A 14,635-nucleotide genomic window follows, 5' to 3' on the forward strand; every position below is an offset into this window, starting at 1 on the left:
GTGGAGCTGACTGATACTAATCGATCGAGGACTTAACCAAAAACGAAAAGCGGAGGCGGCTTGATCAGCCCCGACAAGCATAAGACAAGCGCTGCAGGAAGGGGTTATCCTTCCGGAAGTGATTGGCTTATGACCTCGAGGGGCTAGCCGCCGGAGCTGGACAATGATTGGTGAATACTCGGCAAACACTTCTTCATACATTATCTAGTTTTGAGGGAACGAAGTTTCTTCAACCAAATAGTCCGGTGGCGATAGCGAGAAGGTCACACCCGTTCCCATACCGAACACGGAAGTTAAGCTTCTCAGCGCCGATGGTAGTTGGGGGCTGTCCCCCTGTGAGAGTAGGACGCTGCCGGGCTAATGAAAGAGCACCTTATGGGTGCTCTTTTTTTGTGTGTAATTATCTTCGCTGGACTCTTCTTTTTATTGAAAACGCACATATGTGTCACTTCTCGCATTTAAGCGCCAGAATTAAATTATATGAGCCGTTCCCTGTCTTCATAGTCATTTTCGTTCTCCGTAAGAAGAATTGTGCCAAATGTAAGATAAACTTCAAAACGTGCTAGATAAATTCCAAAACCTGTTAGATATACCGCCAAGCCCAGGCACGTGCCCAAATAAATTCCCAGCAAGCCTGGAATCCCGCGCCATCCCAGCTGCCCCGGCAGAACAAAAAATAAAAAGCCCCTATCAAAGGGCTTACATTTCAAGAAAATATCTCCGGCATAGTTATTTTCCGCAGTTTCTTTAAGTAATAATTATATTTTGGATGACTTGTATCCGTGGTGATTAAATCATTCTCACAATCTGTGCAGATAAAAGAAGTGTATAGATGTATTCCCCTGGTTTTTGCCTGCTCGCATATGACACATTCTTCCCCTGCCTGTTTCTTTGCTAATAGCGAACCCAATCACTCCACCTCCATACACTTAGTCTGCCCAGATTAACACTATTGTATACAATTTTTCGAATATTCGTTGGCGGGTTTTCTGAGGTTACTTGATTAATATTGTATGATGGAAATCTAATTTGGGTGTATGTCTATAAAGGATTTCTTTTATTATTTTGCCTGATGCTTCAGGGACTGGTGCAGATATCGCCCTTATGTAGCAGTTACATACTTGTTTTGTTAAAATAGGAGAAGAATCATAGGAAAGTGATGAAATTATGAATCAGAAAAACACTCCAGTATGGAACCAATTACAAAAACATGCTTCACACCAGCCGTTGTCCTTTCATGTGCCGGGCCATAAGAACGGTTATCTTGCAGGCGGTGAGGGGGCAGATTATTTTAAACATATTTTAAAGCTCGATGCTACGGAGCTCAGCGGACTGGATGATTTGCATTCTCCTGAGGGAGTCATCCTGGAGGCACAAGAGCTGCTTGCCGGCCTGTATGGGGTTTCAAAAAGCTTTTTCCTTGTGAACGGATCGACTGCAGGGAATCTTGCCATGGTCCTGTCAGCCGCAGAGGAAAATGAGACTGTACTGGTCCAGCGGAACTGCCATAAGTCCATCCTTAATGGCATTACTCTGGCTAAGGCGAAGCCGGTCTTTTTAGCGCCGGAGTTTAATGAAGAGTGGGGCGTTGCCGGGGGAGTGGCTTTAGAAACGGTTAAAGAGGCGATCAGGCAATATCCGGATGCAAAAGCAATCATCTTAACCTATCCGAATTATTATGGAATGGTATACGACCTTAAAAATATTATTCAGTACGCTCACGATCATGGTATTCCGGTGCTGGTGGATGAGGCTCATGGAGCGCATTTAATAGGCGGGAGCCATTTTCCCGCTTCGGCCGTTCAGTTTCAGGCAGATCTCACTGTACAATCGGCACATAAAACACTGCCTGCTATGACAATGGGTGCTTATCTGCATTTTAACAGCCGTTTTATAAAGGAAGAGAAAGTTTCCAACTATCTGGGGATACTCCAATCAAGCAGCCCTTCCTATCCGATTATGGCTTCTCTCGATTTGGCAAGGGCTTATTTAGCTTCATTTTCGAAAAAGGATGAGGAAGTACTGCTTGAAAAGATCGGGCATTTCAGGAAGAATCTAAACAGGGTTAAGGGTATTAAGGTTTTGCCATTTCAACATCACATCGGTGACCCTTTAAAGGTAACCATCCAGTCGGAAACCTCTCTAAGCGGCTTTGAACTGCAGACTCTACTGGAGAAGCACGGGATCTTTACGGAAATGGCGGATCCCTATAATGTCCTATTTGTTTTGCCTCTTTTGAAGAGCGATATGGATTATCCATTTGACCGGGTGATTGAATGTTTGAAAGAGGAATTGAAATCATTCGGACCGGCAGACAGCCAGGAAAAAATCACTTTCAGTAAAAAGCCTGTTTCCGGCCTTGCCCTTGAGCAAAAGGAACAGAGTCAGCACACCATTATTACGGTGGCACTGGAAGAGGCGGCCGGCAAAATATGTGCTCAGCAGGTAATTCCTTATCCGCCAGGCATTCCGCTTTTATACCCGGGTGAAATCATTGAGGGCGAAGATATTACAAACATCAGATTTCAACTTCAGGCCGGAGCACGGTTTCAAAATGGGGACAATATAAAAAAAGGCAGCATTAACGTTTATCAGGATCTCTAAAACAGCAGCTGGAGGAAGTAAAATGAAAAAAGGTAAGTTTATTACAATCGAAGGACCTGAGGGTGCCGGAAAGACAACGATAATTGATATGCTGGCAAGCAATCTGGCAGAGGAAGGCTATCAGGTGCTTCAGACAAGAGAGCCTGGCGGAATTGAGATCGCTGAGCAAATCCGAAGTGTCATACTCGATAAAAAGAATACAAAAATGGACCCTAGAACAGAGGCTCTGTTGTATGCGGCAGCCAGAAGGCAGCACCTGGCTGAGAAAGTAAAGCCGGCACTGGATGAGGGATATATCATTTTATGTGACCGGTTTATTGATAGCTCTCTTGCCTATCAGGGCTATGCAAGAGGACTTGGCATTGAGGAGGTCTACTCCATCAACAGCTTTGCCATTGAAGGCATGATGCCTGAACTGACTTTGTATTTTGATATTGATCCTGAGGCAGGTCTGAATAGAATCAATCAGCATAAAGGACGGGAAGTGAACCGCCTGGACCTTGAACAGCTTGATTTTCACCATAAAGTGCGGGAGGGCTATCTGAAACTAATGGAGCTTTACCCGGAGCGCATCTTTAAGATTGATGCTTCAAAGCCATTGGAGGAAGTCTATCAGCAGGCGGAGAGCAAGCTGAAAGAACGAATATAAAAACTCGCCTTAAAGATGGGATATCTTTAAGGTTTTTTTACAGGCTTTAAATTATTTTTTCTGTATTTCCTTAATTTCTGCTTGAAGATAAAATAATTGATATAATAAAAGTAAGACAAAACGGATGAAAACTTGTAAAGGGGATGGGCTTATGAAATTAATTCTCGCAGTCATTCAGGATCAGGACAGCAATAAGCTAATGAATGCGCTGGTTGACAATAATTTTCGTGCAACAAAATTGGCCAGCACGGGCGGATTCTTGAAATCAGGCAATACAACGTTCATGATCGGAACAGAGGATATCCGTGTGGAGAGAGCCCTGCAGATTATTAAGGAAAATTGCAGAGCAAGAGACCAGCTGGTTGCTCCGGTATCGCCGATGGGCGGAAATGCTGATTCTTATGTGCCATACCCTGTTGAAGTTGAGGTTGGCGGTGCGACAGTGTTTGTTCTGCCAGTCGAGCAATTCCATCATTTTTAATCATTACAGAGGGAGCTTAGAGCCCTTTGCGGAGGTTCAGGTCGGTTGACTTTGGAATGGAACTGAAGCAATCTCACAGCTGGAACCAGCATAGACATGGCCGGTCTCTGTAAGTGGTGGAAACGGTTGATGAAAAGCTTTCAGAGCTGACAGATGAATTAATAAAAAAAAGAATCTTCTATATGATATATCAGGGAAAGTCGGAAAGGTTAAGGGACTTTTAATAAATTTAAATTTATATATGTAAGTGAGTGATACTTGTGGGAAAAACGTGGGAACAGCTGGAGGCCATACAGCCAGTTGTATTAAAAATGTTTAAAAATAGCATAGTGAAGGATCGGCTGGCCCACGCCTACTTATTTGAAGGGATGAAAGGAACAGGAAAGCGGGAAGCAAGCATGCTTTTGGCGAAAAGCCGATTCTGCCATGAGCCGCTTGAAGGGTATGTTCCATGTGAAACATGTTCAAACTGCAAAAGGATAAACAGCGGAAATCATCCGGATGTTCATATTCTGGAGCCGGACGGGCTTTCTATCAAAAAAAATCAGATTCAAAGCCTGCAGGAAGAGTTTTCAAAGACCGGGGTAGAATCCAGGCGGAAACTTTATGTGATTGTTCATGCTGACAAAATGACAGTGAACGCTGCCAACAGTCTGCTTAAATTTCTGGAGGAACCTCATTCAGAGACGACCGCTGTGCTGATTACCGAGCAGTCACAGCAGATGCTTCCTACTATTCTATCCCGCTGTCAGTCCATTTCTTTTAAACCATTATCTCCTGCTGAAATGATTCAGCAATTAAAAAATAATGGAGTCGATCCTGCCCAGGCACCATTACTTGCACAAATTACCAATAATTTGGATGAAGCTTTACAATATAGTTCTGATGATTGGTTTGTACAAGCACAAAAAATAGTGTTAAAATTATATGAAGTGGTAAAGAAGAATCCGCTTGAGGCAATGGTTGCCCTTCAGGAGGATTGGTTCTTGCACTTTAAAGAAAAAGAGCAGATTGATCGCGGCTTGGATCTATTACTTCTTATTTTTAAAGATTTACTATATATTCAGCTTGGGAAACAAGACCAGGTTGTCCATCTGAACGAACGAAATCGTTTAGAGCAGTTTGCTCTGCAGTCTTCTGCTAAGCGCCTGACGGAACAGATGACGGCTGTTTTGGAAGCCAAAAGAAAATTGCAGGCAAATATGAATCCGCAGCTGTTGATGGAACAGCTTGTGCTAAAATTGCAGGAGGGATCTTCCTTTGTATGATGTAGTAGGAGTGCGCTTTAAAAAAGCGGGCAAGATTTATTATTTTGATCCCGGAGATCTCTCAATACAAAAGGATGACTTTGTCATTGTCGAAACTGTCCGAGGCGTTGAATACGGAAAAGTGGTAATTGCCCCGAAGCAGGTCGATGAGCATGATGTTGTCCTTCCATTAAAAAAGGTTCTTCGTATTGCAGATCAAAAGGATCGCATGATTGTTGAGGAGAACAAGCAGGCCGCCAAGGAAGCATACGAGGTATGCTGTGAAAAGGTACAAACACATCAGCTTGATATGAAGCTGGTCGATGTTGAATATACATTTGACCGAAATAAGGTCATATTCTACTTTACGGCTGATGGCCGGGTTGACTTCCGCGAGCTTGTCAAAGATCTCGCAGCCATCTTCCGGACAAGGATTGAACTTCGCCAGATTGGTGTGAGGGATGAAGCAAAAATGCTGGGCGGAATTGGCCCATGCGGAAGAATGCTGTGCTGTTCCACCTTCCTGGGTGACTTTGATCCTGTATCCATTAAGATGGCAAAGGACCAGAATCTATCGCTGAACCCAACGAAAATATCTGGTTTATGCGGCCGCTTAATGTGCTGCCTGAAATATGAAAATGATGAGTATGAAGCAGCAAAAGAAATGCTTCCGGACCTTGGGGAATGGATTCAGACCCCGGATGGAGCCGGAAAAGTGGTAGGCTTGAATATATTGGAGCGTGTGCTGCAGGTTGATGTGAAAGAAGCCGAGCGCGTCCTCGAATATACACTGGATGAAATTTTAAAACAAGGTGCTGTATCAGTTCAGTCCACAGATTAAGAGGTGGAAGTCGTGGATAAAAAAGAAATCTTTGACTCAGTGAGTAATATGGAAACCCAAATTGGAGAATTATATCAGCAGCTTGGTGAGTTAAAGCAGCATTTGGCAGAAATACTTGAAGAGAATAACTCTTTGAAGCTGGAAAATGAACATTTAAGACGTCATTTAGACATATCTGCGGAAAAGGAAAGCACATCGGCGAAAAAAGGCAAATCAGAGCAGTCGGCCGATGCTGCAGCTGATGATAAGGTGATTGATATTGGCGAAGGCTATGATAACCTGGCCCGCCTCTATCAGGAAGGCTTTCACATTTGCAATCTTCATTTCGGCAGTCCGCGTAAAGAGGGAGACTGTCTGTTTTGCCTGTCTTTCCTGAATAAGAAGTAAACTTTTAGCCTTCCTTTGATAGGAAGGCTATTTTTCCATAAAAGCAAAGAATCAGAGAAGTATGGAGGATCAAGAATGGATTTTTTAAAAGAAGGGGAGCGGCTGGACTATTTGCTGGCTGAAGATATGAGGATTATTCAGAGCCCGGCCGTTTTTTCTTTTTCACTGGATGCTGTCCTGCTGGCCCGGTTTGTGTATGTGCCGATTCAAAAAGGCAATCTCATTGATTTGTGCAGCGGAAATGGCGTGATTCCGCTTTTTTTAAGCACAAGGACAAAGGGGGCCATTACAGGCGTTGAAATTCAGGAGCGTCTGCATGATATGGCGGTCAGAAGCATTGAATACAATAAGCTTCAAGACCGGATTAAGATGATACACGGGGATATTAAAGAGATTCATCAGGTATTAGGTTATGGGAAATTTGATGTTGTGACCTGCAACCCGCCTTATTTTCCTACTCCATCAAAGGATGAAATCAATGAGAATGAGCATTTGGCGATTGCCCGCCATGAAATTCTCTGTACACTCGAGGATGCAGTTAAAGCGTCAAGCGGGCTTGCGAGACAGGGAGGCAAGGTGGCATTTGTGCACAGGCCCGGCAGGTTCCTGGACATTGTCACGCTCATGCGCAAGTATAAGCTGGAGCCGAAAAGGGTGCAATTCGTCTATCCAAAGGCCGGAAAAGAAGCAAATACCCTGCTGATTGAGGCAGTTAAAAATGGCAATCCGGACTTGAAAATCCTGCCCCCTTTATTTGTATATAATGAAGAGAATGAATACACACCCGAAATGAGAGAGATTTTATATGGAGAATAGCCATTTTTTTTACGTTCTCCATTGCCGTGATGGCAGCTTATATGCTGGCTACACCAATGATCTTGAAAAACGGGTGAAGGCCCATAATGAAGGAAAAGGGGCCAAGTATACCAGGGGAAGAGGACCGGTTGAGCTGGTCTTCTCCCGTTCTTTTTCGGAAAAAGGCGAAGCGATGAGAGCGGAATATGAATTTAAGCAATGGTCCCGGAAAAAGAAGGACGAGTTTTTAAAACAACACAATATTTCATTTTAATAATTTGAAAACAGTCTAGCTCCGAGCGTCATCGGCTCGAGGTCTTAAGCCGATAAGCGGGCGCTCTGCGCTTTTCAAGAAAGAGACGGGTGGTACATATGTGGCAGCAAAAAAGCTTTGAGCATGAAGAGACAAAAGGAATTCTGTATTTGGTCCCGACTCCGATCGGCAACCTGGAAGACATGAGCTTCAGGGCGGTTAGAATCCTGAAAGAAGTGGACTTTATTGCAGCGGAGGATACGCGCAATACAAAGAAGCTATGCAATCATTTTGAGATTGCCACACCCATCATCAGCTATCATGAACATAATAAGGAAATCAGCGGACAGAAGCTGATTGAAAAAGTGGCCAATGGCGCAAAAATTGCCCTTGTCAGTGATGCAGGGATGCCTGCGATTTCAGATCCGGGCTATGACCTTGTAACAGCGGCTGCTGAAGAAAAGCTGACAGTGGTGCCCCTTCCCGGTGCGAATGCTGCTTTAACCGGCCTCATTGCTTCCGGCATCAACACCCAGCCCTTTTATTTCTATGGGTTTCTGAACAGGCAGAAGAAACTCAAGAAACAGGAGCTCGAGGACCTCTCCAGGCTGTCGGCAACCATCATTTTATATGAAGCTCCCCACCGCCTGAAGGAAACCCTCTCACTGATGTCTGTGATCTTGGGCAACAGAAATATTGCGTTATGCCGTGAATTGACGAAGAGATATGAAGAATTTATCCGGGGAACTGTAGAAGAAGTGAGGGAATGGGCTTCAAGCGGCGGCGAAGTGAGAGGAGAATTTGTAATTATTATTGAAGGGACTTCCGAGACTGTGCAGCATGCAGAAGAAGCTGCCTGGTGGGAGAATCTTTCAATTGAGGATCATGTCACACATTATATAGAAGAAACTGGACTCGCGAGCAAAGAAGCCATTAAGCAAACAGCAAAAGACCGGGGATTAAATAAGCGGGATGTTTACCATGCTTATCATATTGAGGAATAAAAAAAGCTTCTCACACGCGTGAGAAGCTTTTCTGCATTCTTATTTTGCTAATTCAAAAGTGTTTTGAATTTCTTTTAACAGCTGTTCTGCACCGTCACGGCTTAAAATTAGTTTGCCGTTAGCCAGTGAGATATTATCATCAGATACTTCCCCGGTAACCTGGCAAGTCATATTTGGCTTGTACTTTTTAAGGATGATTCTTTCGTCATCTACGTAGATTTCCAAAGCATCCTTTTCAGCGATTCCAAGTGTACGTCTTAATTCAATAGGGATTACTACGCGGCCAAGCTCATCAACTTTACGAACAATACCTGTAGATTTCATAATAAAAGTCTCCTCTCAAATCTCCAATAATATTTTTCTCTATCTATATCGTTTCGTCATTATTCGACAAAATCTTTGTTATATTTATAATACCAGCCATTCCCATATTCGTCAATTACTTTATTTTGGAATAGAATAGAAAATTTTAGGAAGTTGACTGAAGGGTTGGTAGTACTGCGGTTATTGAAATAGAAGCCATTTAAAATGAAAAGTTGGAAAGGGAATTCCAAAAATCAAACATATGACTATTTTCGACATTTCGACAAAATTCTACAAAAATCTTTGCTATTACTATAATAATATTCGAAAGGCAGTTTCCTTTTTTAGGGATAGATAATAAAAAAATTTTATTAGGGAAAAATCCTGCTATTCCTTTCTGCCTATTGGTTGCACAATTTCAAGTTTTTAGGTATATTTTGATGGTATAAGAGGTTATCCTGACGAATATAACTTCTTGTAAAATATTGATATAGCAGGCCCAATAACGGCACGATTTTCTGATTAATCCTCTCGTCCTAGTTGGGCGAGATTTTTTTACAGAGATAAGAAAGTATAACTTTGAACTTCGATAACAGTCTAGCGCAAGCAGCCTACCCCCTCAAGGTCACAAGCTAAGCCTCCTAAAAAGGTAAAGAACACCTTTCCGTGAGGCTCGCCTTGTGCTTGTCGGGGGTGACCAAGGCGCGTGCGCTTTTCCATTGAGTCAGCCAAAAGCATAGATGCATATTAATATGCACCGATGTTTTCAAAAATAAAGGAGGGAATCTTATGGAGGACAAATTAAAGACGTTTTATTTAACCACTCCAATTTATTATCCTAGCGGAAATTTACATATAGGGCATGCCTATACAACAGTGGCGGGCGATGCGATGGCGCGCTACAAGCGCATGCGAGGCTTTGACGTTATGTACCTGACAGGAACGGATGAACATGGACAGAAGATCCAGGAGAAGGCAGAAGAAAAGGGAGTAACACCTCAGCAGTACGTAGATGAAATTGTTGCCGGCATCCAGGATCTCTGGAAAAAGCTTGATATTTCCTATGATGACTTTATCCGCACGACACAGGACAGACATAAGCAGATCGTCGAAAAAATCTTCGCCCAGCTTGTAGAACAGGGAGATATCTATCTTGGCGAATATGAAGGCTGGTATTGTACGCCTTGCGAGTCATATTACACAGAGCGCCAGCTTGCGGACGGCAACTGCCCTGACTGCGGACGTCCCGTTCATAAAGTAAAAGAGGAATCCTATTTCTTTAAGGTAAGTAAATACGCTGACAGGCTTCTGCAGTATTATGAAGAAAATCCATCTTTCATACAGCCTGAATCACGCAAAAATGAAATGATCAATAACTTTATTAAACCAGGCCTTGAGGATTTGGCGGTATCCAGGACAACTTTTGACTGGGGAGTAAAAGTGCCGAATAATCCAAAGCATGTGGTGTATGTATGGATCGATGCACTATCGAATTACATCACAGCGCTTGGCTATGGAACCGACGATGATTCCAAATATCTGAACTATTGGCCAGCAGATGTACACCTGGTTGGAAAAGAAATTGTGCGCTTCCATACGATTTACTGGCCAATCATGCTGATGGCGTTGGATGTGCCTCTTCCTAAAAAGGTGTTTGCTCATGGCTGGCTTTTGATGAAGGACGGCAAAATGTCCAAATCCAAAGGAAATGTAGTGGACCCTGTTACCCTTATTGACCGTTATGGCCTGGATGCACTGCGCTATTACCTGCTTCGCGAAGTGCCATTTGGCGCAGACGGAGTATTCACACCGGAAGGATTTGTGGAAAGAATCAACTTTGATCTTGCCAACGATTTAGGCAACCTTTTAAACCGTACGATTGCGATGGTTAATAAATATTTTGACGGTGTCATTCCGGCATATAAAGATTCAGACGGAGAGTTCGACCAGCAACTGCTGCAAATGAACCGTGAGACGGTTTCCAAATATGAGGAAGCAATGGAAAAAATGGAGTTCTCTGTTGCCTTATCTTCCGTGTGGCAGCTTGTCAGCAGAACGAATAAGTATATAGATGAAACACAGCCTTGGACTCTGGCCAAAGAGGAAGAGAAGAGGGAAGAGCTTGCAAGTGTAATGGCCCATCTGGCGGAATCCCTGCGCAGAATCGCGGTGCTTCTGCAGCCATTCCTGACACGTACGCCGAAGGAAATCTTCACACAGCTTAATGTAAATGAAGAAGCATTAACATCCTGGGAAAGCCTAGACACGTTCGGCCTGATTCCTGAAGGCACAAAGGTATTAAAGGGAGAACCGATTTTCCCTCGCCTGGATATTACTGAAGAAGTTGAGTTCATTAAAACAAAAATGCAGGGATCTGCTGCTCCTAAAGAAGAACCGAAGCCCGAAGCAAAAGCAGAGGAAAAGCCGGATAGCGAGGAAATCTCAATCGATGACTTTATGAAGGTCGATTTAAGAGTGGCCCAGGTCATTGGGGCAGAACCGGTTAAAAAAGCTGATAAGCTCCTGAAATTACAGCTGGATCTTGGCTATGAAAAGCGCCAGGTCGTTTCCGGAATTGCTAAATTCTATAAGCCGGAAGAACTGATCGGCAGAAAAGTCATCTGTGTCACCAATCTAAAGCCTGTAAAACTTCGCGGCGAGCTTTCAGAAGGAATGATTTTAGCAGGAGGAAAGGACGGCGAACTTTCACTTGCCACAATTGCTGAATCTCTTCCACTAGGTGCAAGGGTAAAATAATATTATTTATTTTTCCTGTTAAACATAAAAACATAGAAGTGTTAAGCGTATACCGTGAGCATTTCTATGTTTTTTATTTTTGAAAAAAACTATTCTTGGAAAGTAATTTTTGGCAGGTTTATGCAATCGGAGCCATTTTGACAGTAAGTGATTTTGTTACATTCCTGACATAATAGTAACGGAAAAATAATATGAAGGAAAAGGAGTTTTTTGATGTTTTTCGACACACACGCACATCTAAATGCCGAACAATATAACGAAGATTTACAAGAGGTGATTGATCGGGCCTTGAGTGAAGGAATTTCCAACATTGTGGTCGTCGGGTTTGACCGTCCAACCATTGAAAAAGCGATGGAGCTGACTGAGAAATACGATTTCATCTACGCCAGTGTGGGCTGGCACCCGGTAGATGCCATCGATATGACAGAGGAAGATTTGCTATGGATTGAAGAGCTTTCCAGCCATCCGAAAGTGGTGGCACTGGGAGAGATGGGCCTGGATTATTATTGGGACAAGTCCCCAAAGGATATTCAAAAGGAAGTCTTCCGAAAGCAGATCCGTCTGGCGAAAAAAGTCAAGCTTCCTATCGTCATCCATAACCGTGATGCCACAGCCGATATAGTCAAAATCCTCAAGGAAGAAGGCGCCGGAGAAGTAGGTGGGATCATGCATTGCTTCAGCGGCAGCCCGGAAATTGCCCAAGAGTGTGTGGATATGAATTTTTACATTTCCCTTGGCGGTCCGGTGACCTTCAAAAACGCAAAAAAACCAAAGGAAGTAGCCGATATTATTCCGCTTGAAAAGCTATTGATTGAAACAGACTGCCCATATCTGACCCCTCATCCACACAGAGGAAAACGGAATGAACCCAGCTATGTCAAATTGGTAGCAGAGCAGATTGCAGAAATAAAAGGACTATCAACAGAAGAAGTTGCACAGGCAACCACTGAAAATGCAAAAAAATTATTCGGCATAAACTGATAGCTCATTTTGTCGAAGCCTGTGGGAGCTTGTCCAAATTTTTTCTAATTCTAAAAAGTTCTACATGTCTCCGTCTTCTCATAGGATAACCATGTCGATAAGTCTCTCTTTCCTTTCATCCGGTTTTTTTGCATAATAGGAAATACGTTTACGGAAGTGCTTGCCAATTACTAGAAAATAGTTAGCGGGACAATTAGAAACAGGTGCTGTTTTAGCACCCCTGCTGATCGAGCGGAGGGCGTTTGCTGCTGATTGGGGAGAGTGAAAGATGAGGGCCGGAAACCTGAAGTCTTGAAGGTAATTCTGAAAATCGCTCCCGATTGCTGAGCGTCTGGTCAGCCGGAAACAAAGGATTTCCAGATACGTGAAAATTTCCTAAATCAGAAAAAAGAGGAATTTTCACATGGATGTGGAAAAGTATAAATCCAAAGGCAAGCATGACTGAAAACAGGGCATTTGCAAGAAGGCATGCATAGAAGGGAACTATCATTCATACATAGAGATAGAGTGCAGTTCTAAGAATACAGGCAAAAAAGCTCAATGCCTGCATTCTTCCAGCCTTTCGGAAGCTGGAAAATTGAAAGAGTTGACAGTCGGCAAGATACTCTATATAATCACTCCGAGAGAAAAGGAGGCGTTTTTCATCGTGATTCAAAACATGAAAAACCTGTTATCCAAGTCTTTGAGTAAAAAGAAATTGGCCATTTTTTCTGCTAGTTTAGTAGTTTTTGCTGCTGCGTGCGGTTTCATTGCATATGAAACGACAAAGAAAACAGTAGCACTGACGATAGACGGCCAAGAGAAAGTCATCAAAACACATGCAGCAACGATTCAGGATATATTCGATGATCTAGATATTTCACTCCGCTCAGAAGATTATGTGTTTCCCTCGGTAAACACAGAGGTTAAGGACAATACAGAAATTGTCTATGAACCGGCTAAACAGGTGAAAGTTGTAACAGGTAACGAGAAGAAAACGATTTGGACGGCTGCAAAGACGGTCGGGGACGTTTTAAAAGAACAGAATATTACGCTGACTGAACATGATAAGGTTCAGCCAAAGACAGAGGATACAATTAAAAACAACCTGGAAATTCAAGTAGAGAAGGCTTTCGCTTTAACGCTGAATAATGGCGGTAAAGAGAAGCAGGTTTGGTCAACTTCGACTACGGTCGCTGACTTTTTATCACAGCAGGGAATCAAGATCAATGATTTAGACCGCGTTGAACCAAAGTTGGAAGAGACAGTCAAAGCCAATGACAAAATAAAAGTCATTCGAGTTGAAAAAGTCACCGATGTAGTGGAAGAACCAATTAATTTCGCAGTTGTGACAAAGAAGGATAATAGCTTAACTAAGGGCACTGAAAAAGTGATGAATGCTGGAAAAAAGGGCCTTAAGACGAAAGAGTTTGAAGTCGTCCTGGAGAATGGCAAAGAAATTTCCAGAAAGCTGATCAGTGAAAAGCAAGTGAAGGAAAAGCAGGATAAAGTCGTTGCTGTCGGAACAAAGGTGGCTGCAGCAACACAAGTCGTTTCCCGCGGAACAACCAGCAAGGCAAGCGGTAAAGAAATATATGTATCGTCAACTGCCTATACGGCTAATTGCAGCGGATGCTCAGGCAGAACGGCTACCGGTTTGGACCTGCGTGCCAATCCGGGTGCTAAGGTCATAGCGGTTGATCCAAGTGTCATTCCCCTTGGAACGAAAGTCTATGTGGAAGGCTATGGCTATGCCATTGCAGCTGATACAGGCGGCGCGATTAAAGGAAACAAAATCGATGTATTCTTCTCCTCCAAATCAGAAGCATACAAGTGGGGAAGAAAAACGGTGAAAATTAAGATACTGAATTAAATTTTATGATGCAGGGGCTTCCCCTGCATTTTTTATTTCATTGCAGAGAAGGTTAATGGATAACATTTTTCATTTTCAAGCCGGTTCATATATAATAAGAACTATTCTTTATAAATATATTCTTCTTACATCTATTTAGACGAATTACATTACAGAAATGTTTCATTTTTTTTTCAATTTTTTATATTTTTTTACGGAATGAGAAGTCTTTAATTTTGAACATCGATAACTGTCTAGCGCAAGCAGCCTACCCCCTCGAGGTCACAAGCCTGTCTAGTTGCGGCTCCTAGGGACTCGGGGTCATAAGCCATTTCCTTTCAGAAGGAAGTACGCCTTATTACAGGAACTGTCTTATGCCTGAGGCCCGCAGGACAAGGAAGGCTTCGTCAGCATAATCATCGCATGACCAAAAGCGACAGCTTTTGGGAGGATGCGGGTTATGCAGACGTTGCCACAGGACGTGGCGTTCTTAGTCTGCGTT

Annotated in this window: 15 protein-coding genes and 1 rRNA gene; 13 read left to right on the forward strand and 3 right to left on the reverse strand. The window is 43.1% G+C overall.

The genetic code is table 11. The features are described from left to right. The first annotated feature begins 241 nt into the window (after positions 1-241). Positions 242-358, forward strand: a 5S ribosomal RNA gene (gene rrf, locus PBF_RS22340). A gap of 118 nt (positions 359-476) precedes the next feature. On the opposite strand, the gene PBF_RS22345 is transcribed toward rrf, so the two are convergent. Next, positions 477-710, reverse strand: coding sequence for a hypothetical protein (locus tag PBF_RS22345; RefSeq protein WP_035332945.1), 234 nt, complete (start codon positions 708-710; stop codon positions 477-479). Beyond that, positions 707-910 (reverse strand): sigma factor G inhibitor Gin, encoded by a 204-nt coding sequence (locus PBF_RS22350; protein ID WP_035332946.1) that lies wholly within the window; start codon positions 908-910, stop codon positions 707-709. Before PBF_RS22350 ends, PBF_RS22345 begins: the two co-directional genes overlap by 4 nt. Before the next feature lie 257 nt (positions 911-1,167). On the opposite strand from PBF_RS22350, the gene PBF_RS22355 reads away from it, so the two are divergent. From PBF_RS22355 to rsmI, 9 genes are all read left to right on the forward strand, one after another. After that, positions 1,168-2,604: an aminotransferase class I/II-fold pyridoxal phosphate-dependent enzyme gene (locus PBF_RS22355; protein WP_035332947.1), complete on the forward strand. Its 1,437-nt coding sequence runs from the start codon at positions 1,168-1,170 to the stop codon at positions 2,602-2,604. 22 nt (positions 2,605-2,626) lie between these two features. Then, a complete protein-coding gene (tmk, locus tag PBF_RS22360) occupies positions 2,627-3,253 on the forward strand; it encodes a dTMP kinase (protein WP_035332948.1) in 627 nt (208 codons plus the stop codon). A gap of 151 nt (positions 3,254-3,404) precedes the next feature. Next, positions 3,405-3,734: a cyclic-di-AMP receptor gene (locus tag PBF_RS22365; RefSeq protein WP_009336682.1), complete on the forward strand. Its 330-nt coding sequence runs from the start codon at positions 3,405-3,407 to the stop codon at positions 3,732-3,734. Positions 3,735-3,994: 260 nt separating this feature from the next. Then, complete coding sequence (gene holB, locus PBF_RS22370) at positions 3,995-5,002, forward strand: DNA polymerase III subunit delta' (RefSeq protein WP_035332949.1); 1,008 nt, start codon at positions 3,995-3,997, stop codon at positions 5,000-5,002. Further along, entirely contained in the window at positions 4,995-5,822 is an 828-nt protein-coding gene (locus PBF_RS22375; protein ID WP_035332950.1) for a PSP1 domain-containing protein, read from the forward strand. Before holB ends, PBF_RS22375 begins: the two co-directional genes overlap by 8 nt. A 12-nt stretch (positions 5,823-5,834) precedes the next feature. Then, positions 5,835-6,209 carry a DNA replication initiation control protein YabA gene (yabA, locus tag PBF_RS22380; RefSeq protein ID WP_035332951.1) on the forward strand — a complete coding sequence of 125 codons (375 nt, stop codon included), beginning with the start codon at positions 5,835-5,837 and terminating at the stop codon, positions 6,207-6,209. 75 nt (positions 6,210-6,284) lie between these two features. Beyond that, positions 6,285-7,025, forward strand: coding sequence for a tRNA1(Val) (adenine(37)-N6)-methyltransferase (locus PBF_RS22385; RefSeq protein WP_035332952.1), 741 nt, complete (start codon positions 6,285-6,287; stop codon positions 7,023-7,025). Beyond that, positions 7,015-7,278: a GIY-YIG nuclease family protein gene (locus tag PBF_RS22390; protein ID WP_035332953.1), complete on the forward strand. Its 264-nt coding sequence runs from the start codon at positions 7,015-7,017 to the stop codon at positions 7,276-7,278. Before PBF_RS22385 ends, PBF_RS22390 begins: the two co-directional genes overlap by 11 nt. A gap of 98 nt (positions 7,279-7,376) precedes the next feature. Continuing rightward, the gene (gene rsmI, locus PBF_RS22395; RefSeq protein ID WP_035332954.1) at positions 7,377-8,261 is read left to right on the forward strand and encodes a 16S rRNA (cytidine(1402)-2'-O)-methyltransferase; all 885 of its coding nucleotides are present in this window, start codon (positions 7,377-7,379) and stop codon (positions 8,259-8,261) included. Positions 8,262-8,300: 39 nt separating this feature from the next. Here the strand turns inward: rsmI and PBF_RS22400 are convergent, their stop codons facing one another. Continuing rightward, entirely contained in the window at positions 8,301-8,585 is a 285-nt protein-coding gene (locus PBF_RS22400) for an AbrB/MazE/SpoVT family DNA-binding domain-containing protein (protein ID WP_035332955.1), read from the reverse strand. Between the two features lie 768 nt (positions 8,586-9,353). Between PBF_RS22400 and metG the strand changes: the two genes are divergently transcribed. From metG to PBF_RS22415, 3 genes are all read left to right on the forward strand, one after another. Then, positions 9,354-11,321: a methionine--tRNA ligase gene (gene metG, locus PBF_RS22405; protein WP_035332956.1), complete on the forward strand. Its 1,968-nt coding sequence runs from the start codon at positions 9,354-9,356 to the stop codon at positions 11,319-11,321. A gap of 213 nt (positions 11,322-11,534) precedes the next feature. Beyond that, entirely contained in the window at positions 11,535-12,302 is a 768-nt protein-coding gene (locus tag PBF_RS22410; protein ID WP_035332957.1) for a TatD family hydrolase, read from the forward strand. 658 nt (positions 12,303-12,960) lie between these two features. Beyond that, positions 12,961-14,154 (forward strand): G5 and 3D domain-containing protein, encoded by a 1,194-nt coding sequence (locus tag PBF_RS22415; protein ID WP_035332987.1) that lies wholly within the window; start codon positions 12,961-12,963, stop codon positions 14,152-14,154. Positions 14,155-14,635: the final 481 nt, after the last annotated feature.

Origin of the sequence: Cytobacillus firmus DS1 (genome assembly GCF_000565285.1) — a bacterium.
Taxonomy (GTDB): domain Bacteria; phylum Bacillota; class Bacilli; order Bacillales; family Cytobacillaceae; genus Cytobacillus; species Cytobacillus firmus_A.

Coding starts and splice junctions, on each gene's coding strand:
- PBF_RS22385 (WP_035332952.1), top strand. CDS start 6,285: ATGGATTTTTTAAAAGAAGGGGAGCGGCTGGACTATTTGCTGGCTGAA.
- PBF_RS22390 (WP_035332953.1), top strand. CDS start 7,015: ATGGAGAATAGCCATTTTTTTTACGTTCTCCATTGCCGTGATGGCAGC.
- rsmI (WP_035332954.1), top strand. CDS start 7,377: ATGTGGCAGCAAAAAAGCTTTGAGCATGAAGAGACAAAAGGAATTCTG.
- tmk (WP_035332948.1), top strand. CDS start 2,627: ATGAAAAAAGGTAAGTTTATTACAATCGAAGGACCTGAGGGTGCCGGA.
- metG (WP_035332956.1), top strand. CDS start 9,354: ATGGAGGACAAATTAAAGACGTTTTATTTAACCACTCCAATTTATTAT.
- PBF_RS22400 (WP_035332955.1), bottom strand. CDS start 8,585: ATGAAATCTACAGGTATTGTTCGTAAAGTTGATGAGCTTGGCCGCGTA.
- PBF_RS22410 (WP_035332957.1), top strand. CDS start 11,535: ATGTTTTTCGACACACACGCACATCTAAATGCCGAACAATATAACGAA.
- PBF_RS22365 (WP_009336682.1), top strand. CDS start 3,405: ATGAAATTAATTCTCGCAGTCATTCAGGATCAGGACAGCAATAAGCTA.
- PBF_RS22355 (WP_035332947.1), top strand. CDS start 1,168: ATGAATCAGAAAAACACTCCAGTATGGAACCAATTACAAAAACATGCT.
- PBF_RS22415 (WP_035332987.1), top strand. CDS start 12,961: ATGAAAAACCTGTTATCCAAGTCTTTGAGTAAAAAGAAATTGGCCATT.